Genomic DNA, 23,596 nt, shown 5'->3' on the forward strand with positions numbered 1-23,596 from the left:
CTACCTCCAAAATAGAATAATACGATTTCGTTTTTCCTATATTTTTCATCATTTTTTACTAATAATATATTTTACCCCTTCCATTTTCAAGATATTCCAATTAATTTCCAAAAACAGAAATTAAGTATATAAATTAAGTACTTATACGTATATTTGTTACGTAATACTTAATTCAAGCTAGTATGATTAATATAATAGTAGTCGGAAACGGCATGGTAGGTTTCAAATTTTGTGAAAAATTCATATCGAAACCAGGACAAGAGAAATATCAAATTACTGTATTTGGTGAAGAACCAAGGCGCGCTTACGACCGTGTTCATTTAAGTGAATATTTTGCGGGTAAAAGCGCTGATGATTTATCGATGTCTACTTTAGATTGGTATGCTGAAAACAATATTATCCTTAATACATCCGAGTTAATTACCGATATTAATAGGGATCATAAAACGATACATACACATCTAGAAAAAACCTATTCCTATGATTATATTGTATTAGCTACTGGTTCATCTGCTTTTGTGCCTCCTATAGAGGGAGTAGACAAAGAAGGGGTTTTTGTGTACCGTACCATCGAAGATCTTGATGCAATTATGGCTTACGCCAAAAAAATAAAACAAAATGGTGCTACTGAAGCCGCTGTACTTGGAGGCGGATTATTAGGTCTGGAAGCAGCCAAAGCAGTTCGCGATTTAGGTTTAAACCCACACGTAGTTGAGTTTGCACCTCGCTTAATGCCAAGACAATTGGATAAGGGTGCGAGTGATATGTTGCAATCAAAAATAGAAGAATTAAACATTGGTATACATCTGAATAAATCCACTGAATATATTGCAGGTGAACATTGCATCACTGGGATGATGTTTACAGAACAAGAATTGTTAAAAGTTGATATGTTGGTTATATCTGCAGGTATCAAACCACGTGACGAGCTAGGAAGAGTTTCAGGACTTGAAGTTGGTGTACGTGGTGGTATTACCGTAAATAATAAAATGCAAACATCTGATCCTTTCATTTATGCGATCGGTGAAGTGGCACTTTATAACCATTTGATTTATGGATTAGTCGCTCCAGGATACGAAATGGCCGATGTGGCTGCCGAGCAAATTATGCAAGGTGAAAAAACAATGAGAGAAACCATTGACATGTCAACCCAATTAAAATTAATTGGCGTTGAAGTGGCGAGTTTTGGAGATCCCTTTATAGAAAACGAAAATGTTACTGCTATCGTTTATGAAAATAAATTTAGCGGAATTTACAAAAGGATTAACGTAACCAAAGATGGAAAAACTTTATTAGGTGGGATTTTAGTTGGTGATTCTAGTGATTATAATGGTTTATTCCAAATTTATAGCAATGCTATGGCTTTGCCAAAAAACCCAGAAGATTTAATTCTAGGTTCAAGAGGTGGAGAAGCATCGACTTTAGGAAGCGCTATGGATCTTCCTGATACTGCTGTAATTTGCTCCTGTGAGAATGTGACTAAAGGAGCTATTTGCTGTTCTATTGTTGATGAAACTTGTGCTACGTTATCTGATGTTGTTAAATTAACAAAAGCAACAACAGGTTGTGGTGGTTGTAAACCAATGGTCGTTGATTTAGTAAAAGCGACTCAAAAATCATTAGGAAAAGAAGTTAAAGATGTTATTTGCGAGCACTTTGCATACAACAGACAAGAATTATATGATATTATAAAAATCAACAAATTTACTTCACATAATGAAGTATTAGGTGTTGTAGGAAAAGGAGATGGATGCGAAGTTTGTAAACCAGTGTTATCTTCCATTTTCTCTAGTATCTACAATGATACTGCTAATAAACATATCCCTGCACAAGACTCTAATGACCGTTTCTTAGCTAACATTCAACGAAATGGTACCTACTCTGTAGTGCCTCGAATTGCTGGTGGAGAAATCACCGCTGACAAACTTATCGTTATTGGTGAAGTAGCCAAAGAATATGATTTATATACTAAAATAACAGGCGGACAACGTATTGATTTATTTGGTGCGCATCTGAATGACTTACCCGCTATTTGGAAAAAATTAATTGATAATGGTTTTGAAAGTGGACATGCCTATGGAAAATCACTGCGAACAGTAAAAAGTTGTGTTGGTAATGCTTGGTGCCGTTATGGAATGGATGAAAGTGCTGGTTTTGCCATTGAATTAGAAAACAGATACAAAGGACTTCGATCTCCTCATAAAATAAAAGGTGGCGTATCCGCTTGTATCAGAGAGTGTGCCGAAGCAAGAGGAAAAGATTTTGGATTGATTGCCGTAGAAGGGGGTTGGAACTTATACGTTTCTGGAAATGGTGGAGCTAATCCTAAACATGCAGTGCTATTAGCAGAACAAATTGACAGGCCCACTTGTATTAAATACTTAGATCGATTCTTGATGTTTTACATCCGTACAGCAGGACCTTTAGTGCGTACTTCTACTTGGTTAGAGAAATTAGACGGAGGTTTAGATTACTTAAAAGAAGTAGTAATTGAAGATAGTCTAGGAATAGCTGAAGCATTAGAAACCGAAATGCAAGGACTTGTAGACACCTTTGAATGCGAATGGAAACAAGCTATTGAAGATCCTGAAATGATGAAACGTTTTAGTCATTTTACTAATTCTGATGAAACGGATGAAAACATTGTTTTTACGCCACTTAGAGATCAAAAAATGCCTAAAGCTTGGTAAGTTTTTAAGAGTAACAAAGACACAAAGTTTCAAAGTTTTATAGATTCAAAATTAGCTAAAAAAAATACAAATCATGGAAGAGATATTAAATCAATACGCAACAGTAACTCCTGAGGAGGTAAAAGTGTGGTTCAAAGCAGGTTCAACTAAAGACTTCCCCGCTGATGGTGGTGGATGCATCAAATACAAAAACAAACAAATTGCCATTATCAATTTTGAACGAAGAAACGAATGGTATGCCTGTCAAAACTTATGTCCTCATAAAATGGAAATGGTCCTCTCAAGAGGTATGATTGGGTCAGCAGATGAGATTCCAAAAATTGCTTGTCCCATTCACAAAAAGACATTTTCATTAAAAGACGGTAGCAACCTTAGTGGTGATGATTTAAAAATAGCCACTTATCCAATAAAAATCGTTGATGAAGAGGTATTTGTTGGCTTTTTAGAATAAATATGTATCTTTGATGATATCCCTTTTCAAATGACAAAAACACCATTTTATAACGCAAGTGAGTTAATTGATGCTGAAAACGCACAAGATCCAAACAGCGAAATATATCAATCTAAAAGTTATCCAAAAGAATTATTATATTCGAATAGAATGTATAAAAAACTAATGGAATTTCATCCTAATGCTTCAGAAGCAATTCAAATCGCATCTAAAGCGCAACACATTTGCAGATGGAAAATAGCACGAGAAACCTATCCAATGGATCGTGTAGGCTATTTAAAATGGAGAGAAGACTTGAAAAAATTCCATGCTAAAACGACAGCAGAAATTTTAGAAAAGGTGGGATATGACTCTCATTTTATTGCTCGAGTTTCTTTTTTAATTGAAAAGAAATTACTTAAAAAAGACGATGAAACACAACTCCTTGAAGATGTAATTTGTTTGGTGTTTTTAGAATTTTATTTGGACCCTTTTGTTCACAAGCATGACAGGGAAAAAATGAAAAATATCATTCTGAAAACGTGGAATAAAATGTCTGAAAAAGGACATCAGGAAGCCTTAAAAATCAACTATAGCGATACAAATCTTCAATTAATTAAAGAAGCTATTGGATTGTAATTTGATTTTGATATGAAAAATAAGACCAAACAATCTACCGAAAATCTTAATTTCATAAAATTAAAGCAAATGTATCTTTTTGCTTTGATCACTATTGCTATAACGGTACTGCTTAGTCAATTACTCATTCAATACAACTTGAATCGCCAATTGAATGATTCACGATTAATAAACATTTCAGGAAAACAACGGATGTTGAGCCAGAAGTTGGTAAAAGAAGTGTTGATCTTAAACTTAGTCTCTGATACTCTAAAAAGGCAAGAGGAAATTTCTAAAATTAATGAAACCGTATCCCTTTGGAAATTCACTCATTATGCATTAGAAAACGGAAATGACAGTCTTCACTTTCCAAAAGCAAAAAGTAAGATATTGACCCAATTATTTGCAGAAATAAAACCTAATTTTGACAGTATAGACCATGTAACTACCCTACTTTTAAAAAATCATATTGGATTTATAAACTCAAATAAAAATCAAAAAATAGTACAAACTATTCTAGATAACGAAGGGATATTCCTTTCTAAAATGAATAAAATAGTGAGTCAATATGAAGTGGAAGCACTAAAAAAAGTAACCCTTCAACGAAATACTGAATATGCTATTTTAGGATTTACACTACTAGTTTTATTTTTAGAATTTCTTTTTATTTTTAAGCCCACTAACAAAAGAATTGAGCTATTAATTTCAAAACTTCTAGTCTCTGAAAGAAAAGCGATAAAGCTAGCGCATGATACCGAAGTGATTAGCGAAATAAAAGAAAACTCGGTCAAAGAATTAAAATCGCTCAATTATGCTATGGAAAATACTTTATTGTATTGCCGTATAGCACCTGACGGAAGTATTATACATATTGGAGAAAAATTTTCAAAACTATTACAATACAATCCGTTTATAAATGACAAAACGTTCTCAGAGGCACTGACACCAATTGAAAAAGAACAACTAGTAATTGATAGAATCATTACGGAAAAACAAAGAAGTGGATGGCAGGGAGAAATAAATATTACCAATAGAAATAAAGAATCCATTTGGCTAGACCTATCAATGGTGCCTGTAACTATAAAAAAAGAGGAATCTGAATTGTTGATTATTTGCTTTGACATTACCGAACGAAAAAAAGCAGAACAAGAAGTAGATCGGTTGAATACTGAAAATATTAATGATAAAGTAAACCAGCAGAAAATAATTTCAAGCAAAATTGTTGAAAATCAAGAAAACGAACAAAATAGAATTGCAAGAGAAATTCATGACGGAATTGGACAAATGCTTACTGGATTGAAATTTAGTTTAGAAAGCATCAACTTAGATGACAAAGTAAAATCAGCCCAAAAAATAGAATACCTAAAAAAATTATCCCTTGACATTATTAAAGGAGTGCGTACCGCTACTTTTAATTTAATGCCTCCTGAATTGAGCGATCATGGAATTGTTTCCTCCCTTTCAAAACTAACGCAGGAACTTTCAAAACTCACTGGGAAAAATGTTCATTTTTATAACAAAACAGCTTTTGATAAAAGATTGGATTCTTTAATTGAAATAAATATATACCGCCTCACTCAAGAAGCCATTAATAATGCCATAAAATATGCCGAATCTTCTGATATTGTGGTACAATTATCCCATAGTGACTCCATTTTAAGTATTATAATTGATGATAACGGAAAGGGATTTGACGCTACCGAAGTGGAGAAAAAAAGAAATAGTGAATCAGGAATGGGATTGCTTTTCATGAAAGAAAGAATACAATACATTAACGGACGTGTTTTTATTAACTCCATACCTGGTGAAGGAACTAGAATCACCTTCAATATCCCCATTTAAAAGTAAGATTCTAAATTATTTAGATAGATTACGTATATTAGCCCTCCAATTAGTTGAATATACTTAAAAAAAATGATTCAAAATTAAGTAAGATATGAATAATACAATCCGAGTTGTACTGGCTGATGACCATGTTTTTGTAAGAGATGGAATAAAATCATTATTAGAAACCGAAGACAATATTATTGTTGTAGGGGAAGCTACAGATGGTCAAGAAGCATTGGACACAGTAGAGTCAAGCAAACCGGACTTATTGATTGTGGATATACGTATGCCTCATTTTACAGGTATCGAAGTTGTTGAAAAATTGCGAAATCAAAATAATCCCGTCAAAATAATTGTGCTATCGATGCACGAATCGGAAGAATATGTACTTAAGTCTATTAAGGCTGGTGCCGATGGGTATTTATTGAAAGGATCTAGTAAAGAAGAATTTTTAAAAGCATTACATACCGTTTCTAATGGCGGAAAATATTTCAGTGGTGACATCTCCTCTATTCTTATTGATCAACTCAAAAATAATGTAAATACATTAGATTCTAAGCAACCATTAGCTGATGATTTGGTTATCACCAAAAGGGAAAAAGAAATCTTAAAACTTTTATTATCAGGAAAAGGCAATAAAGAAATTGCAGAGGCATTAGAAATTAGTAAACGCACCGCTGAAGTGCACCGCTTTAACCTGATGAAAAAACTTAAAGTAAAAAATCTTATGGAGCTGTCCAATAAAGCAAATGAGTATGCTTTAATATAATCTTCTTCACTAAAAAGAAAAAACCAAAATATTAATTGAATTTAAATTCCATCTGAAGCCTAATTATGTACTTCAAATGAAATGAATTATGCTTTTATATCATGGTACTTAAAGTTTAAAATCATTCAAAAAATGAAAAAAGGTTTCTCTTTTTTAGCAAATTAGTAATAAAAAGAGTTTTAAAAATAAATGTCCAAAATCTTTAGATAAATACGTATTTATACTTAATTTTAATATTTATAATACGTTATTGTACTTATATTTGTATAAAAAATATAAGTACAATGGAAAAATCAACTTCATTAGCCCAATCTCACAGCATGTTATTTTTAAACACGCTGGCCTTTACTGTTTGTTTTGCTTGCTGGACACTAAATGGTGTATTAGTTACCTATTTAGTCGACAAAGGCATTTTTAACTGGAGCGTAGTACAAATTGGATGGTTATTAGGAATCCCTATACTAACCGGTTCTATCATGCGATTACCTATAGGTATCCTTACCGACAAATATGGCGGAAAATCAGTGTTTTCTATCTTGCTTTTACTATGTTCCATCCCTTTATTTTTACTTCCATTAGCCAATAGTTTTTTCATGTTTGCCGTACTTAGTTTTCTATTCGGTATGGTAGGTACTAGTTTTGCCGTTGGTATTGGGTACACTTCTATTTTCTATCCAAAAGAATGGCAAGGACGAGCTTTAGGAATATTTGGAATGGGAAATGCAGGGGCTGCTATCACTACTTTTATGGCACCTTCGTTGTTGAATCATTTTTCAGTAGAAGATCCTCAAAATGGATGGAAAATATTACCCATTATATACGGTGCAACATTGCTAATTATTGGAATTCTATTTTTAGTTTTTGCCAAAAACAAAAAAATGGAAAAGTCTACCAAAACAATTCCGCAAATGTTATCTACCTTAAAAAGCCCAAGAGTTTGGCGTTTTGGAGCGTACTATTTCTTAGTTTTTGGGTGTTTCGTAGCGTATTCACAATGGTTGCTACCTAATTTTATGAATGTATACCAAACGAGTTTAGTAATGGGTGGTATGTTTGCCACTATGTTTAGTTTGCCGTCTGGCGTAATACGAGCCTTTGGTGGTTATTTATCAGATAAATTTGGCGCTAGAAAAGTAATGTACTGGGTATTGAGTTCTTCTGTAATATTAAGTGCATTATTAATGATTCCTAAAATGGAAATAAAAACAGCAGGTCCCGGAGTAATGGCAGGAAAAACTGGAATTGTTACCCAAGTAAGCCCAACAAATGTAAGAATAGATAATAAAGATTTTCCTATTGACTCTAAACCAGAAAGCACGACAACTGGAAATATTTTTCCAACAAAATCTTCTTGGCAAAAAGTAATAGTTACTCAAAATCAAAGTGTAAGTAAAAAGGAATTATTAGCAAAAGGAGTAACAAGAATAACATTTGATGCTAACATGTGGGTCTACCTCATTTTAGTTATTATGATTGGTATTTCCTGGGGAATTGGTAAAGCAGCAGTTTACAAACACATTCCAGAATATTTCCCTACCGAAATAGGAGTTGTGGGTGGAATGGTAGGATTACTAGGAGGTTTAGGTGGATTCTTTGGACCAATTATCTTTAGTTATTTATTAAACTTTACAGGTTTCTGGTCCAGTTCATGGATTTTTGTACTATTGTTTTCTGCAATTTGTCTCATCTGGATGCATGTTACAATAACGAGTATGATGAATGAAAAACATCCTATTATGTCCAAAGAGATGGATCGAAAAAGTTAAAAGAAGGCTAAATTAATTTTAAAAAATTATACATCAAAAACTTTTCCTATTCCATACAACTTAAATGCTCTTTTTGATTAATCAAAATAGAATCTGAAACTAACCTTTAAAAAGATACAAAATGAAAAAAATAAATGCCGATTGCTCTATTTGTATCAATACTAATTGTTTTATAAAGAAACATTTGGATCTAGAAAAAATGCAAGATTTTGTAATGCAAAAAACAAATTTTGCTTGCAAAAAAGGACAGCAATTCATGTTTGAAGGTGCACCAATGCAAGGTTTGTATTTTATTAATAAGGGAAAAGTAAAAGTGTTAAAAACAGGAATCTACGGTAAGGAACATATTGTTCGATTAACACAAGAGGGAGATACAGTTGGCTTTCGAGGATTTGGAACCAGTAATAGGTATTTGATAGGTGCATCTGCAATTGAAGATACTGTCTTATGTAATTTCAGCAACAAAGTAATGCAAGACATCCTTAAAACTATACCTGAATTCACTTATGATATGATGCTGTTTTACGCCGAAGAACTCAATAAAAGTGAAAATAATGTAAAGAAAATTGCCCAAATGAATGTAAGAGAACGTGTTATTGACACTCTTTTATATTTACTTAAAAAGTTTGGTCAAACTAATCATTTAATAGATATCAATTTATCTCGGAAAGAAATTGCCGATTTTGCTGGAACAACGGACGAACAAGTTACCCGTATCTTCTCCAGTCTAAAAAAAGAAGGACTGATAAAAATTGTAGGCAAGAAAATAAGCTTGTTGCAAGTGGAAAAAATGAAGCAGGAAATCGCAGAACACCGATAGATTTTTATTCTAAGTAGAACAATATAAAGGCCCAATAGTTTTGGGCTTTTTTTATGCAGAAAAATCAGATTTACGTATTCTAATACGTGTTTTAAATCCAATATAACACACTACTTACTTTTGTAACATATTGCATAATAGTTCATTATGTTGAAAATATGTGTTTTCACCTGTTTTAATAAGCAGAATAGCCGTTAAATTATGGTTAAAAAAGCTAAAATTCATTGTAAAAACTTCAATAAATAAGTAAAACTACGTACGTATATTTGCTAAGTAAATAAGTAAAACGAAAACCAAACATTAACTAAAACTATTAACTATGAAATTACTTAAAACAATATGCTTGTCATTTATAGGGGTTATCAGTACCGCTTCGTATGCACAAGACTTCGATGCCAACATACAACTTAGACCACGTTATGAATATAGAAATGGATTTAAAAGCTTATTAAAAGCAGGAGATAGTCCAACATCATTTATATCACAACGTTCTCGTTTAAACCTAAACTTTAAACAAGATAAATTAAAATTAAAACTGTCTTTACAAAATATCCGCACTTGGGGAGATGCAGCTACTACAACTACTGCAGATAAAAATGGAGTAGCCGTTTTTGAAGCGTATGCTGAATATAACTTTGATGATAAATGGAGCGCACGCCTAGGTCGTCAAGTATTAAATTATGACAATCAACGTATCATGGGTGGAATCGATTGGATTCAACAAGGTCAAAGTCATGATGCAGCATTACTAACTTATAAAAGTGCCAAAAATCAATTGGATTTGGGTTTTGCTCATAATGCCTCCGCCGAAAACCTAATCGCACCTACAACAGCCTATGGCACGAACTACAAGGAAATGCAATATGCTTGGTACCACACTGCTATTAAAAAAATAAATGCGAGCTTCTTATTATTAAATGCGGGGTACCAATACCTGAAAACACCTACCGATTTAAAAACGGATTACATTCAAACATACGGTACTTACTTGACGTATAAAGGTAAGAAATGGGACGCTGACTTAAGCCTTTACGGACAATCTGGTAAAAGTAGTGATACTGATTTAAGTGCTTTTGATGCAGGAGCAAATTTAGGGTATACTGTAAGCGAAAAATTCAAAGCTACAGTAGGATATGAATTCCTTTCTGGAAAAGATCAAAACGATACTGATACCAAAATAAAATCATTTACTCCCCTATTTGGTACCAACCATGCTTTCAACGGATTTATGGATTATTTCTACGTAGGAAATCACAAAAACAGTGTTGGATTACAAGATGCTTATTTAAAACTGGATTTTGGAATCAAAAAAGTAAAGTTCTCCTTGACACCGCACGTTTTTTATGCTCCAAATAAAGTAATCGCTGCAGGAGTTGAAAAAGACTCTTACCTAGGTACTGAAGTAGATCTAACTGCAGGATATAAAATTCACAAAGACATCATGGCTGTTGCAGGATATTCACAAATGTTCGGTTCTTCAACATTAGAGACTTTAAAAACTGGAGACGCGAGCAAAACAAACAATTGGGCTTGGGTAATGATCAACATCAACCCACAAATATTTTCAACAAAAAAATAATAATCAACTATTTTAAAAAAGTATAACATGAAAAAATTAGTTTTTAGATTATCAGTACTAGCCATTGCCTCTTTGAGCGTTTTGAGCTGTAAAAAAGAAGAAAAGAAAGAGGCTACGACTGAAGTTGCCTCTACTTCAAAAACCGAAAAATTAACGCTGGAGAAACCACAGGTAACTTTAGGATTTATAAAACTAACTGATATGGCTCCTTTGGCTATAGCCAAAGAAAAAGGCTTCTTTGAAGACGAAGGTTTATTTGTAACCTTAGAAGCACAATCCAACTGGAAAAATGTTTTAGACCGTGTAATTGACGAACAAATTGACGGATCTCATATGCTAGCAGGACAACCTATAGCTGCTGCAGTAGGTTTTGGAAGACAAGCGAAATTAGTGACTACTTTCTCTATGGATTTAAATGGTAATGCTATCACTGTTTCTAACGATGTTTGGTCAAAAATGAAACCAGGATTGCCTATGAAAGATGGAAAACCCATTCACCCTATTAGTGCTAGTGCCTTATTACCAGTTATTAAAGAATACAAAAATGCTAATAAACCATTTAAAATGGGTATGGTATTCCCGGTATCAACACATAACTACCAACTGCGTTACTGGTTAGCTGCAGGAGGAATTAACCCTGGACAATACACAAAAGACAATGCACAAGGAATGATCAATGCTGATGTATTATTATCAGTTACTCCTCCTCCGCAAATGCCAGCTACACTAGAAGCAGGAACAATCAATGGATATTGTGTTGGGGAACCTTGGAATCAACAAGCGGTAAGCAAAGGAATTGGAGTACCAGTTATCACAAGCCGTGACATTTGGAAAAACCACCCAGAAAAAGTATTTGTTATGACTCAAGCTTTTATCGACAAAAACCCAAATACTGCTATTGCGATCACTAAAGCTTTGATTAGAGCAGGAAAATGGTTAGACGATCCAAAAAATAGATTGGAAGCAGTTAAAATTTTATCTAGCCCTGCTTATGTAGGTGCCGATGAGAATGTATTAAAAAACTCAATGACTGGAACATTTGAATACGAAAAAGGAGACAAACGCGATGCAGCTGATTTCAATGTATTCTTTAAAGACAATGCAACGTATCCTTACTATTCTGATGGAATTTGGTTCATGACTCAAATGAGACGTTGGGGACAAATTACAGAATCAAAACCAGCTGAATGGTATGCATCAAAAATCAAAGAGGTTTACAAGCCTGAAATTTGGACCAAAGCAGCACAACTTTTATTGAAAGAAGGAAATTTAGTTGCCGAAGATATTCCAACAACTGATGGTTACAAACCAGCAACAACTGACTTTATTGACGGTGTAAAATACGATGGTAAAATGCCATTGGAATACATTAAAAGCTTAAAAATTGGTAATAAAAACTAATTCATAAAATGATGTAGTTGGGGGTGTTGTAGTTTCATCCTCAACTACTTATTTAAAAACTAAAAAATACAACATTACCTTAGAATGGTTTCTTACTTAGAAGATAATTAGTTCAAAATCAAAACTAATGATAATCCTTACAACCAATTTTAAATATATAAAAAAAGAAACATGAAGACTAAAATAATAAAAACTGTACAATTTATTGGACTGGGTTACTTAGAACCTCTCATTAGATTACTAACTGGAGAAGATTTGAAAAAAAATGGAAAAGATGCATTCAAAAGAATCCTCTTCCCTATTTTATCAGTAGTATTATTTATCCTTTTATGGCAATCCTTTTCTAATTATTTAAATAATGTTGAGTCCGAAATAAAAATTGAAAAAGCACTTAAAGACCAAGGACCAGAAGCCGCCAAAAAACTAGAAGCTTGTATCGCATCTGGAGACATAAGCTGCAGACCTAATTCCTTGCCTTCTCCTGCTATGGTTTATACTGCCTTAGGAAAATTATGGGATGATCATAAAATAATGACCGCCAAAAAACAAGAATTTATAGACAAATACGAAGCTATAAATGCCGATCGTAAAGCCAAAGGCCAAATTGAAATTGTGTACACTGGCCGTCCTTCATTTGTAGATCAAATAATGACGAGTTTAAAAACCGTTTTTGCCGGTTTCTTACTCTCTATAATTATTGCCGTTCCTACAGGTATTGTATTAGGACTAAGTACAACACTAAGAACTTCTTTCAACTGGATTGTTCAAATATTCAAACCAGTATCTCCTGTTGTTTGGCTATTATTAGTATCCATGATTATAAAAACACTTTTGACCAATGTTGATATCGAAAAATCATTTGTGATTTCCTTTATAAGTGTAGGACTGTGTTCTATGTGGGCCACTCTTGTTAATACCAGCGTTGGAGTTTCATCTGTAGATAAAGATTATATTAACGTAGCTAAAGTGTTGCAACTTGGAACATTTAGCAAGGTTTTCAAAATAATACTTCCCTCCTCTTTTCCTATGATATTCACTGGATTAAGAATTACTCTTTCTGTGGCTTGGATGGTATTAATTGCAATCGAATTGTTAGCCCAAAGTCCAGGTTTAGGATCTTTTGTTTGGGAAGAATTCCAAAATGGTTCTAGTGATTCTAATTCTAAAATTATTGTAGCCATGTTTGTAATAGGAATAATAGGATTCATGCTGGATCGTGTAATGATGATTTTTCAAAAATTACTAACGTTTACGGATTGAGGAAGTTTTAAGGTCATAAAGTCGAAAGTCATAAAGTCCTACTTTTGAGAATAATGACATTTAAAATAAACCAAATTGACTTTCTATAATCGACTTTTAAAACTTTAAACTCTTTTAAACAAAAAAATCATGGCATATTTAGAACTAAAAAATGTTTGTAAATCGTACGGTGAAGGAAAAAACAAAACCGAAGTATTATCAAACATCAACTTAAAAATAGAAGAAGGAGAATTTGTGGCTATTGTAGGATTTACAGGAAGTGGAAAAACCACTTTAGTCAATCTAATCGCAGGATTAATAGAACCGGATTCAGGTGAAATATTATTCAAAGGCAAACCAATCCAAGGAACCAGTCACGAACGTGGAATTATCTTTCAAAATTATTCTTTACTGCCTTGGCTTACTGTGTATGATAATATTGAAATGGCGGTAAAATCCGTTTTTAAAGACTGGACTAAAAAAGAAATAGAGGATCATGTCAATAATTTTATTGAAAAAGTACATCTTTCTCATGCTTCACACAAAAAACCAAAAGAACTTTCAGGCGGTATGCGTCAACGTGTAGCGGTAGCCCGAACATTAGCTATGAAACCAGAATTAATTTTAATGGATGAACCTTTGGGAGCATTGGATGCGTTGACAAGAGGGAACCTGCAAGAAGAAATACTTTCTATCTGGAGTGAGGACAAACGTACCGCTTTGCTAATAACCAATGATGTGGATGAAGGCGTTTTCATGGCTGATCGCGTGATACCTTTACGTCCAGGTCCAAAAGCCACTCTAGGACCCCAATTTGAAATTGAAATTGAGCGACCTCGCAATAAAATTGCCTTGAACCATTTAGACAGTTTTAAAAAATTAAGAAATGGTATTATTGAATATCTGATGGAAATTGGACAGGAAAGAACGGCAGGACTAGAAATTACGCACTACGAATTGCCTGATTTAGTACCAATGAAATTCAACTAGAATTCATTATATAATTAAAATTTAAAGAGATAGATACCATGAAAGAGTCCATATTAGAAAAAGATATAATAAATCGTGATCCATTGGGATTTGAAAAATACATGTTGGAGTTATCTAATTTAACCAAAATTTATCCTACTCCAAATGGTGATTTTGTAGTATTGGAGAATCTAAATTTAAAAATTAAAGAAGGTGAATTTGTTTCTATAATTGGGCACTCTGGTTGCGGAAAAACAACATTGCTTTCTATGATTGCAGGTTTAAATCCAATATCAGGAGGCCAAATTATATTAAATGGCTCCCCAATTACAGGTCCTGGACCAGATAGAGGAGTAATCTTTCAATCTCCTAGTTTATTGCCCTGGATGAGTGCCCTAGAAAATGTTTTACTAGGTGTAGAAAAAGTTTTTGCAAATGCAACCAAAAAACAACGCTTAGACATTTGTAAATATTACCTAAGTAAAGTAGGTCTCGATGGCTCCTTTGACAAAAAAGCAAAAGACCTATCGCAAGGAATGAAGCAAAGAGTTGGAATTGCAAGAGCATTGGCTTTAAAACCGCAAATTTTACTTTTAGATGAACCTTTTGGAATGCTTGATTCTTTAACTAGAGGGGAACTTCAAGATGTATTGTTAGAGGTATTAAACAAAGAAAAAACAACTGGAATAATGATTACCCATGATGTCGATGAGTCCATTTTCTTGGCAGACAGAGTGATTATGATGACCTCAGGACCTAAAGCACAAATAGGAGATATTCTAGACATTACCTATGAAAGACCTCGAAATAGAAAAGCCATATTAGAACATCCCACCTATTATGACAACCGTGAACATCTAATTAATTTCTTAGAACATTAAAACAACTAGTTCCAATAAGTAACCCAGACAAAATTTTCACAAATAGAAAATCTGTGAAATGATTTTAATCTGCGGCTAAAAAAAATAGAATTCATAAAATTAAACCTTAAAAGATTGAAGTCTAAAATGCTTCAATCTTTTTTTGTTTCAAAACAAAATTTATTAATGTTATAATTAAACCCCGCTTTTTGCAATAAATTCAAGTTTCAGAAGCATCTGATTCTCTAAATTGATAAAACTTAGAAAAAACAAATTTAAAATTACGTATTATTACGTATTAATACTTACTTTTGTTATAAAGATCTCAGAATCGAATATTCTATTTCTTCGACAGTTTTACTATTTAATACAGAAGATTACAAATGCAAAATCCAGAAATTAAAACAACTTGTTCGTATTGTGGTGTAGGCTGTGGGATTATTGTAACCAATGATTCTAAAAATGGCGTAACCGTTCGTGGAGATGAAAATCATCCTGTAAATAGAGGAATGCTTTGTTCTAAGGGGATGAACTTGCATTATGTAGCCAATGATACTTCGGATAGAATCCTGTACCCAGAAATGCGATGGAGTAAATCCCATCCCATGGAAAGAGTTAGTTGGGATGCGGCGATGGATCGTGCGGCAGCGGTTTTTTCTTCCATAATAAAAAAACACGGTCCAGATAGTGTTGGTTTTTACATCTCTGGGCAATGCCTTACTGAAGAATATTACTTAGTAAATAAATTGGTAAAAGGATTTCTAAAAACCAATAATATAGATACCAACTCCCGCTTGTGCATGAGCTCAGCAGTTGTGGGATACAAAAAAACATTTGGAGAAGACTCCGTTCCTATCGCCTATGACGATATTGAACTGGCGGATACTTTTTTAATCACAGGTGCTAATCCAGCTTGGTGTCACCCTATCCTTTTTAGAAGACTTGAACAACATAAAGAGAAAAATCCTAAGGTAAAAATAATTGTTATAGACCCAAGAAGAACAGATACTGCAGCAACTGCCGATCTACATCTTCAAATTATTCCAGGATCTGATATTATTTTATACCATGCCTTAGCTAAATGCATTATAGAAAGAGGCTATACGGATGCTGATTTTATAAAAAACAATACCGAAAATTACCTAGCATACAGAGCGCTTGTTTTATCTACCTCATTAGAAAAAGCATCTAAACTTTGTGGAATTTCTGTTAGTGATATTAAACTAGCAGCTGATTTAATAGGTAAAGCAGAAGGATTTCTTTCGCTTTGGGCCATGGGATTGAATCAAAGCGCGATTGGAGTCGATAAAAACACTGCCTTATTGAATATTTCACTGTTAACCGGTCATGTAGGAAAACCTGGGTCTGGTCCCTTTTCATTAACGGGCCAGCCCAATGCTATGGGAGGTCGTGAAGTAGGTGGAATGGCTAATTTATTAGCAGTTCATAAAGATTTAGCAAATCCTGTGCACCGACAAGAAGTAGCTGATTTTTGGGGAGTAGACTCCATATCCGAAAAACCAGGATTTACGGCAACCGAAATGTTTGAAGCGCTTGAATCTGGAAAAATGAAAGCTATCTGGGTAATTTGCACCAATCCTTTGGTGAGTTTACCTGATTCTCGAAGAGTAGAGAAAGCTTTGGCGAAAGCCAAATTTGTAGTCGTTCAAGAAATATCACACAATGCAGATACGGCTAAACATGCCGACTTACTTTTACCAGCAGCAGCTTGGCTAGAAAAAGAAGGGACTATGACCAACTCGGAGCGACGAATTTCTTACTTACCAAAAGGAATTAATGCACCTGGTGAAGCTTTATCAGATATTGACATCCTACTTCGTTTTGCTAAAAAAATGAATTTCAATGGCTTCAATTTCAATAATACCGAAGAAGTATACAAGGAATATTGTCAAATGACAAAAAACACTAATATTGATATTTCTTATTTAAATTACAACCGATTAAAAAACGAAGGTACTTTTCAATGGCCCGTTCCTGATTATGGACATCCTGGAACCCCTCGCCTATTTACTGATAAAAAATTCTTTACGCCTTCGCAAAAAGCAATTTTCAATCTCCCAACAGCTATTGAAAATACGTCAGAGCAACCCAATGACCAGTTCCCCTTTATACTTACAACAGGACGTGTAAGAGATCAATGGCATACAATGACCAAGACAGGAAAAGTGTCACGCTTAATGACGCATATTCCGAGTCCTTTTCTAGAAATAAATCCTATTGATGCTTTTAAAGCGTCCATTAAAAATGGAGATATCGTTATGGTTACCAGTAAAAATGGTGCTGTACGCGTAAAAGCAAAAGTGACGGACAGCATTAAAGAAACCGTGGTGTTTTTACCGATGCATTGGGGAAAACAATTAGAAAACGATTTGAATCGTACCAATAATTTAACGAATACTCTTGTTGATCCCATTTCTAAAGAGCCTGATTTTAAATATACCACGGTATCCGTAGCTAAATACATTAAACCGTTCCAAAAAATTGCTATTATTGGCGCTGGAGCAGCTGCCTTTCGATTCATACAGAATTATAGAGAAATCAACACTACTGATGAAATAATAATATTCTCTAATGAAATTAACCCGTTTTACAACCGTGTTTTATTACCTGAATATGTCACTGCTGAGTTGTCTTGGGATAAATTATTAAAAATAAAAGATGACGCTTTAGGCAAATTGAATATCACGATGAAGTCTGGCGTTGGGATAGATGCTATTAATACTTCTGATAAAACAGTGGTGGATAGCCAAGGCATCACACATACTTTTGACAATTTAATACTAGCCACAGGAAGTCGCCCTTTTATTCCAGAAAACGCACAATTGCATTTACCTGGCCGCTTTACCATAAGAAAAAAAGAAGATGCAGACCGACTGAAAAACTATCTAGACAATACTAAATTAGCTCCCGAAGAGCAACACGTAGTGATTGTAGGAGGTGGTTTATTAGGTTTAGAATTAGCCGCTGCACTGAAACATAAAAAAGTCAAGATTACTATTATCCAAAGAGCATCCCGTTTAATGGAACGCCAACTGGATCGTATTTCCAGTAAATTATTAGCCGAAGAAGTGCAAATTAGAGACATACAAATCTATTTTGATAATGAAGTGAGTACCGTATTTGAAACTGATAATGAAAATGAAATTGAAATCGCTTTAAAAAGTGGACGAATTCTTACCGCAAATGCTATCGTATATACTATTGGAACTATCCCAAATATTGAAATAGCCAAAGAATCTGGGATTAATTGCGGACGCGGTGTAAAAGTAAATCAGTACTTGCAATCGTCTAATCCTGATATCTATGCCATTGGTGAAATAGCCGAATTCAACAATCGTTTGTTCGGAATTACCTCAGCGGCAGAAGAACAAGCTGATATTTTAGCCAATTATTTAGCTGGAGATATTAGCAGTTTTTATAAAGGTTCTGTTTTAATGAATATCTTAAAACTAGAAGACATCAATCTTTGTAGTATTGGTGAAATCGAAATCCCCGAAAATGATGATTCCTATGAAGAAATTGTTTTTGCCGACTTGAAACAACGCTACTATAAAAAATGCATCGTTAAAAATGATTTATTAGTAGGCGCTATTTTGATGGGCGATAAAAATGAATTTGCCGAGTTCAAAAGCATGATTGAAAGCAAAATCGAATTATCCGACAAGAGAAACTCCTTATTGCGAGGAAGCTCCAATGCAAAGCCTGTTTTAGGAAAACTCGTTTGTTCTTGCAGTCAAGTAGGAAGTGGCAATATTGAAGAAGCCATAAAAAGTGGAACTACTAATTTTACAGAATTATGTAGAAGTACCGGAGCTGGTTTAGGCTGCGGAAGTTGTAAAACAGAAGTAAAGGAAATATTATCAAAAATAAAATAGTTTTTTGTTTCAATTATATAGACATAAACTTGAAACGGTAAACTTGAAACTATAAAATTATGGAACTAACGAGATTAATAGTAAAAGGAGGCGTTATTTCACCTGGTGAATTACGAAACATTGTAAATATGGGCTTGGAACAAGGGCTCAAAGATTTTTCTTTTGGATCCAGACAAGATATTATTTTTCCAAAAGGATTTAATAATTTATATACGGATACAAAAGAAGGACATCAAGTTATTTTTCCAGATCAAAAAAGCGGGAATAACATTGTTTCTTCTTATGTCTCTACCGATATTTTTAGAAATACAAATTGGCTTACAGGAAACAAATTCCTTTATATATTAGAACAATTCAAAGAACATCCTGTATTAAAAGTGAACATTACCGACCCTAAACAGCAGTTGGTTCCTTTGTTTACAGGACATATTAACTTTATAGCTTCAGAGCATGAAGATTACTGGTTTCTATACATTCGCTTGCCCAATTGGGAGCGCATGGAAGTGTATCCAGTATTAATTTACAGCTGGGATATTTCAAAATTTTATTATGAAATAGAACGCATTGTAAGCGAAGAATCTTGCGGAATTGACATGATTTTTAGTTTGGTGAGTGAAGCTTTGGATACCAATAATAGAACCATTGACAAACCTTTAAACATACCCTTTTATCCGTTTCCTTATTATGAAGGAATGAATCGATTGGGTATAGATCAATATTGGTTGGGTTTGTATTGGAGAAACAACTTATACGATTTAGAGTTCTTAAAAGAAATGTGTGATTTGTGTTTTGACTGTAAAATAGGAAAAATATGTATTACACCTTGGAAATCATTTGTGGTAAAAGGAATCCCAAAAGACCGCAAATTAGACTGGGAAAAATTCTTAGGAAAGAAAGGAATCAATGTCCGTCATTCGTTATTAGAACTCAACTGGCATTTACCAGTAGCGATGGATTGGGCGTTGAATCTAAAAACGTTCTTAGTTCGTACTTTAGATCAATTTGATATTAGTACGTATGGACTTACTTTTGGAATCTCCGATTACAACCGAGAGGGTCATTACTTCACTTCTATTGTCGTAGAAAAAAATGAGATGCCTAAAGATCTAGCTTCCATAAAAATCAGAGATACGTATAATGTGCTTTACGCCAAAAATTTTGATCCTAATAGTCGCACGTATATTGTTCATGCACAAGATGTAGACAAACTGGAATTGCCTACGATTTTGATAGAATTAAGTAGGAAATATTTTGAAGAGTTAGGCAACTCTGTGTCTGAAATTGATACGGCAACAGCAGTCAAAAAAGAAAAAAAAGAACTCGATGTACATCAATGTAAAGAATGCTTAACGGTTTATAATGCCGAATACGGAGATATAGAACAAGGCATTGAAAAAGGAACTTTATTTAAGGATTTACCTGTGAATTATTGTTGTTCTTTATGTGAAGCACCAAAATCCAATTTTATCACGTTAAATCTTGAAAAACTGGATGCGATTTAATTCAATTTAAATAACATTCTTGATTAAATTTTGCAATAAAAACCATTAAGAAAGTAAGACTCATTAAGACTCAATACTAAAGATTCTTAATCTCTTAATGGTTAAAAAACTTGAAATTTAATTGCCTGCTTTTACTTCAAAAAAATTATCTATTTTTGGCCGTTCAAAATCTCTTTTTATTATAAATCATTACAATATGAATACTACTTTCAAAACGGTAAGCTCGTCGCACATCACTATATCCGAGTTAATGCTGCCTTCCCACACCAACTTTAGCGGAAAAATTCATGGTGGTTATATTTTGTCACTTATGGACCAGATTGCCTTTGCATGTGGGTCTAAATTTTGCGGAAATTATTGTGTAACGGCCTCTGTGGATACGGTGAATTTCTTGAAACCTATTGAAGTAGGCGAATTAGTTACTATGAAAGCCAGTGTGAACTATGTGGGAAACAGTTCTATGATTGTGGGCATCCGAGTAGAGTCGGAAAATATTCAAACAGGAACTGTCAATCATTGTAATTCCTCTTATTTCACGATGGTTTCTAAAGACAGTGCTGGTAAAAATGCCGCTGTTCCAGGACTTATACTGACTACTTTAAAAGAAGTAAGTCGGTTTCAAAATGCGTTAAAGCAAATTTCTATGAGAAAAGAAAGAGAAGAACATCAAAGTATTGCCTCATTTGGATCTATAGAATCTATTGTAAGTTCTAATAAATATAAAGTACAAGTCGAATTCAATTAGTCCATTTTTGTGAAATATTATACACCCTTTAGAAATTACCGTTTATTAAGTTGCTATCCTTAATCTCCTAAATACCTTAATGGTTAAATTTATTTACAACCAACCTCTAAATAATAAAACTAAAAAAACCATTTAGAGATTAAGGCTCATTAAGTGTCTATCCTTAATTTTCTTAATCTCTAAATGGTTCAAAAAAAAGTATTTTAAAGTAGTAAAACTTTTTCTATAACTTAAAAAATCACTTATTTCAACTTCGTAGTATCCACTCTCGTTGGCGTGTCTTTCCCGCTGATAATAGATGACGAACTAATTGCGATTGCTTTAATAATTTCGGTCATGTTGTCCATGTCTAATGTTCCTATCTCATCACTCGCTTTATGATAATTAGGTTCGTTATCCATTTTTGATGTCGAAATTGTATGCGCCGGAACTCCTTGTCTTGCCAGCGTAGCATTGTCAGATCTATAGAATAATTGTTGTTCTGGGTAGGGATCTGGATGGAATTTAAATTGTGATCCTTCTAAGTTTTTCTGCAAAATTTCACCCATATTCGTTTTATTAAATCCAGTGATGTAAGCCGAGTTTTCCCCCCATTTAGAATCGGTACCAATCATTTCAATATTGAACATGGCCATTACTTGCTCTGGATTCATTTGTTCCGAAAAATATTTAGCTCCATAACCTCCCAATTCTTCTGCTACAAAAGTCGAAAAAATGATAGAACGATCATTATTATTTATTTTCTTGAAATATTCAGCAAGCACAATCACCGCAGTTGTTCCTGCCGCATCATCATTGGCTCCATTGTAGATAGAATCTGTGGCATCATGTGGCACTCCTTCTTCTGGCGAGCCCACACCTAGATGATCGTAATGACCTGAAAATATTACATATTCATTTGGTTTCGTTTTTCCTTTCAACATCCCCACTACATTATTCAGTTTTTTAGTAGTAATAGTATTGGTTGCTTCAATTTTGAAACGTGTAGCAGTTGTAGGTCCAAAAACAAATACTACCGTATTCTTCCCTGGTTTAGCAGCCATTTGACCAATATGTTGCATATTTTGAAGTTTGGCTTTAAACGACGCATCAACTAAAACCAATAAATTTTTATCGCTTCGGTAATACTCATAAAACTTAGGTCCAAAATTATCTCCAGAACCAATGCTTACCACAGTAACAGGACTCGCCTCTGTCAAGGAAACCTGAGGTTGGTACGAAAATGAAATCATCGACCCCGCATCAATCGCTTTATCATCAATCGTTACTTCCAGACTTTTCCTTTTAGACTCCGTCATTGTAAATTCCTGTCTGTAATCCTTGGCTCCATTAAAGGTTTGTAGCCCTATTTTCTTGAATTGAGACTCAATATAGGCCGATGCCTTATCAATCCCAGGTGTAAAAGCTCTACGCCCTTGCATATCATCTGCCGAAAGTACTTTTTCAATCTCAGTCACTTTATCTGTGCAAATGATTTTATCGATAGACTGCGCCTGCACCATCAAACCAGAACAAAGTACCAGTCCGCTTAAAACAATTCTTTTCATATCTCTAATTTTAAATAATAAACGATTCTACAATAAGAGTGCGATTATTATAATCTGTTACAGTAAAAATAGAAAAAATATAAGTAGTAGCTAGTAAGTAACGGCATAGCCCTCTAATTTTTCTTTTGGGAGCAAGATGGCTAGCCGTTTTCAAGAAGCTCCCCTCCTGCTGTTCGCTGTATTCCCGAATAATAAAAACTACGGCTAAAAAGCCTTGTTTTCTATATCGGGAGATGCCGCTACCATCAGGGCTAGGAAACACGCGTAATTTTCATAATAAAACTACCCAAAAAAGTCATTGCGAGGAACGAAGCAATCACACTAGAATACTTCCTCCAATTAATCAAAATCAAATATAAAAAAACCACACAAAAAAATCCGTGTGGTAATAAGGGAAAGGAGCCAAAATAGACTTACTATAATTTTAACGAACATTTGTTTTGAGCGCTCACTAGAATTTTAATTCCATTTTTATCTTTGCTCTTTTGTAAGGCACATCATCTAAAGTCACAAATTTAAAACCATTTTTTATATACAAATTCAAAGCATTGATTAATACATGATTGGTATATAAAACTACACTTTCCAATTCCATTTCTTTGCATTTGTCAATTGCCGCATCCATTAGTGATTGTCCTACTTTCATCCCTTGAAAACCCGGTTGTACCCCCATTCTAGTAAGTGCGTATTGCTTCTGGGTAATCCTCTCCAAAGCAACCGACCCAATTATGGTGTTTTCATACAATGCCAAGTAGATAAAACCTTCTTTATCTAGTATTGCTTCCGTGGGGTTATTAAAAGCCTGCTTGTCCAGTTCCGTCACTTCAAAGTATTTCTCGATCCATTCGTAATTGATGGCTTTAAAAGCATCTTTAAACTCTTCTCGAAATTTTATAATTTCTAATTTATTAGTAATTGCTGTTGTCATAATTATCCTT

The 23,596-nt window shown here is 33.9% G+C and carries 17 protein-coding genes; 15 read left to right on the top strand and 2 right to left on the bottom strand.

Going from position 1 to position 23,596, the window contains the following annotated elements; all coding sequences use genetic code 11:
* Positions 1–182: 182 nt before the first annotated feature.
* From nirB to AB3G39_RS12465, 15 genes are all read left to right on the top strand, one after another.
* On the top strand, positions 183–2,690 hold the full coding sequence (gene nirB / locus AB3G39_RS12395; protein ID WP_369769415.1) for a nitrite reductase large subunit NirB: 2,508 nt from the start codon (positions 183–185) through the stop codon (positions 2,688–2,690).
* A gap of 73 nt (positions 2,691–2,763) precedes the next feature.
* On the top strand, positions 2,764–3,141 hold the full coding sequence (gene nirD, locus AB3G39_RS12400; protein WP_367768917.1) for a nitrite reductase small subunit NirD: 378 nt from the start codon (positions 2,764–2,766) through the stop codon (positions 3,139–3,141).
* A 30-nt stretch (positions 3,142–3,171) separates the two neighbouring features.
* Positions 3,172–3,759: a DUF4202 domain-containing protein gene (locus AB3G39_RS12405; RefSeq protein WP_367752329.1), complete on the top strand. Its 588-nt coding sequence runs from the start codon at positions 3,172–3,174 to the stop codon at positions 3,757–3,759.
* 12 nt (positions 3,760–3,771) lie between these two features.
* Complete coding sequence (locus tag AB3G39_RS12410; protein ID WP_367768914.1) at positions 3,772–5,580, top strand: ATP-binding protein; 1,809 nt, start codon at positions 3,772–3,774, stop codon at positions 5,578–5,580.
* Between the two features lie 94 nt (positions 5,581–5,674).
* Positions 5,675–6,334, top strand: coding sequence for a response regulator (locus AB3G39_RS12415; protein WP_367752325.1), 660 nt, complete (start codon positions 5,675–5,677; stop codon positions 6,332–6,334).
* A 284-nt stretch (positions 6,335–6,618) separates the two neighbouring features.
* Positions 6,619–8,100, top strand: coding sequence for a nitrate/nitrite transporter (locus AB3G39_RS12420; protein WP_369765373.1), 1,482 nt, complete (start codon positions 6,619–6,621; stop codon positions 8,098–8,100).
* Between the two features lie 121 nt (positions 8,101–8,221).
* Positions 8,222–8,920, top strand: coding sequence for a Crp/Fnr family transcriptional regulator (locus tag AB3G39_RS12425; protein WP_367752321.1), 699 nt, complete (start codon positions 8,222–8,224; stop codon positions 8,918–8,920).
* Positions 8,921–9,239: 319 nt separating this feature from the next.
* Entirely contained in the window at positions 9,240–10,499 is a 1,260-nt protein-coding gene (locus AB3G39_RS12430; RefSeq protein ID WP_369765374.1) for an alginate export family protein, read from the top strand.
* Between the two features lie 27 nt (positions 10,500–10,526).
* On the top strand, positions 10,527–11,900 hold the full coding sequence (locus tag AB3G39_RS12435) for a CmpA/NrtA family ABC transporter substrate-binding protein (protein ID WP_367752318.1): 1,374 nt from the start codon (positions 10,527–10,529) through the stop codon (positions 11,898–11,900).
* 171 nt (positions 11,901–12,071) lie between these two features.
* Positions 12,072–13,160 carry an ABC transporter permease gene (locus AB3G39_RS12440; RefSeq protein WP_367768905.1) on the top strand — a complete coding sequence of 363 codons (1,089 nt, stop codon included), beginning with the start codon at positions 12,072–12,074 and terminating at the stop codon, positions 13,158–13,160.
* A 129-nt stretch (positions 13,161–13,289) separates the two neighbouring features.
* The gene (locus AB3G39_RS12445; protein WP_367752314.1) at positions 13,290–14,129 is read left to right on the top strand and encodes an ABC transporter ATP-binding protein; all 840 of its coding nucleotides are present in this window, start codon (positions 13,290–13,292) and stop codon (positions 14,127–14,129) included.
* Positions 14,130–14,167: 38 nt separating this feature from the next.
* A complete protein-coding gene (locus AB3G39_RS12450) occupies positions 14,168–14,989 on the top strand; it encodes an ABC transporter ATP-binding protein (RefSeq protein WP_369753543.1) in 822 nt (273 codons plus the stop codon).
* A gap of 362 nt (positions 14,990–15,351) precedes the next feature.
* The gene (locus tag AB3G39_RS12455) at positions 15,352–18,864 is read left to right on the top strand and encodes a molybdopterin-dependent oxidoreductase (RefSeq protein WP_369765375.1); all 3,513 of its coding nucleotides are present in this window, start codon (positions 15,352–15,354) and stop codon (positions 18,862–18,864) included.
* Positions 18,865–18,923: 59 nt separating this feature from the next.
* Positions 18,924–20,366, top strand: a complete 1,443-nt coding sequence (locus AB3G39_RS12460; protein ID WP_367768893.1) for a rubredoxin — start codon at positions 18,924–18,926, stop codon at positions 20,364–20,366.
* 196 nt (positions 20,367–20,562) lie between these two features.
* Positions 20,563–21,111, top strand: a complete 549-nt coding sequence (locus tag AB3G39_RS12465) for an acyl-CoA thioesterase (RefSeq protein WP_369765376.1) — start codon at positions 20,563–20,565, stop codon at positions 21,109–21,111.
* Positions 21,112–21,353: 242 nt separating this feature from the next.
* Here AB3G39_RS12465 and AB3G39_RS12470 read toward each other — a convergent pair whose 3' ends face one another.
* Together AB3G39_RS12470 and AB3G39_RS12475 are read right to left on the bottom strand one after the other, a co-directional pair.
* Complete coding sequence (locus AB3G39_RS12470) at positions 21,354–22,658, bottom strand: M28 family peptidase (protein WP_367768888.1); 1,305 nt, start codon at positions 22,656–22,658, stop codon at positions 21,354–21,356.
* Between the two features lie 451 nt (positions 22,659–23,109).
* Positions 23,110–23,586, bottom strand: a complete 477-nt coding sequence (locus tag AB3G39_RS12475) for a GNAT family N-acetyltransferase (RefSeq protein WP_367768885.1) — start codon at positions 23,584–23,586, stop codon at positions 23,110–23,112.
* Between the last annotated feature and the right edge of the window lie 10 nt (positions 23,587–23,596).

Source organism: Flavobacterium sp. WC2416 (assembly GCF_041200095.1).
Lineage (GTDB): Bacteria > Bacteroidota > Bacteroidia > Flavobacteriales > Flavobacteriaceae > Flavobacterium.

Excerpts from the sequence above, each read along its gene's own strand:
- AB3G39_RS12475 (WP_367768885.1), bottom strand. The coding sequence starts at position 23,586 with ATGACAACAGCAATTACTAATAAATTAGAAATTATAAAATTTCGAGAA.
- AB3G39_RS12440 (WP_367768905.1), top strand. The coding sequence starts at position 12,072 with ATGAAGACTAAAATAATAAAAACTGTACAATTTATTGGACTGGGTTAC.
- AB3G39_RS12430 (WP_369765374.1), top strand. The coding sequence starts at position 9,240 with ATGAAATTACTTAAAACAATATGCTTGTCATTTATAGGGGTTATCAGT.
- AB3G39_RS12450 (WP_369753543.1), top strand. The coding sequence starts at position 14,168 with ATGAAAGAGTCCATATTAGAAAAAGATATAATAAATCGTGATCCATTG.
- AB3G39_RS12420 (WP_369765373.1), top strand. The coding sequence starts at position 6,619 with ATGGAAAAATCAACTTCATTAGCCCAATCTCACAGCATGTTATTTTTA.
- AB3G39_RS12445 (WP_367752314.1), top strand. The coding sequence starts at position 13,290 with ATGGCATATTTAGAACTAAAAAATGTTTGTAAATCGTACGGTGAAGGA.
- AB3G39_RS12435 (WP_367752318.1), top strand. The coding sequence starts at position 10,527 with ATGAAAAAATTAGTTTTTAGATTATCAGTACTAGCCATTGCCTCTTTG.
- nirB (WP_369769415.1), top strand. The coding sequence starts at position 183 with ATGATTAATATAATAGTAGTCGGAAACGGCATGGTAGGTTTCAAATTT.
- AB3G39_RS12415 (WP_367752325.1), top strand. The coding sequence starts at position 5,675 with ATGAATAATACAATCCGAGTTGTACTGGCTGATGACCATGTTTTTGTA.
- AB3G39_RS12465 (WP_369765376.1), top strand. The coding sequence starts at position 20,563 with ATGAATACTACTTTCAAAACGGTAAGCTCGTCGCACATCACTATATCC.
- AB3G39_RS12410 (WP_367768914.1), top strand. The coding sequence starts at position 3,772 with ATGAAAAATAAGACCAAACAATCTACCGAAAATCTTAATTTCATAAAA.
- AB3G39_RS12405 (WP_367752329.1), top strand. The coding sequence starts at position 3,172 with ATGACAAAAACACCATTTTATAACGCAAGTGAGTTAATTGATGCTGAA.
- AB3G39_RS12460 (WP_367768893.1), top strand. The coding sequence starts at position 18,924 with ATGGAACTAACGAGATTAATAGTAAAAGGAGGCGTTATTTCACCTGGT.
- nirD (WP_367768917.1), top strand. The coding sequence starts at position 2,764 with ATGGAAGAGATATTAAATCAATACGCAACAGTAACTCCTGAGGAGGTA.
- AB3G39_RS12470 (WP_367768888.1), bottom strand. The coding sequence starts at position 22,658 with ATGAAAAGAATTGTTTTAAGCGGACTGGTACTTTGTTCTGGTTTGATG.
- AB3G39_RS12455 (WP_369765375.1), top strand. The coding sequence starts at position 15,352 with ATGCAAAATCCAGAAATTAAAACAACTTGTTCGTATTGTGGTGTAGGC.
- AB3G39_RS12425 (WP_367752321.1), top strand. The coding sequence starts at position 8,222 with ATGAAAAAAATAAATGCCGATTGCTCTATTTGTATCAATACTAATTGT.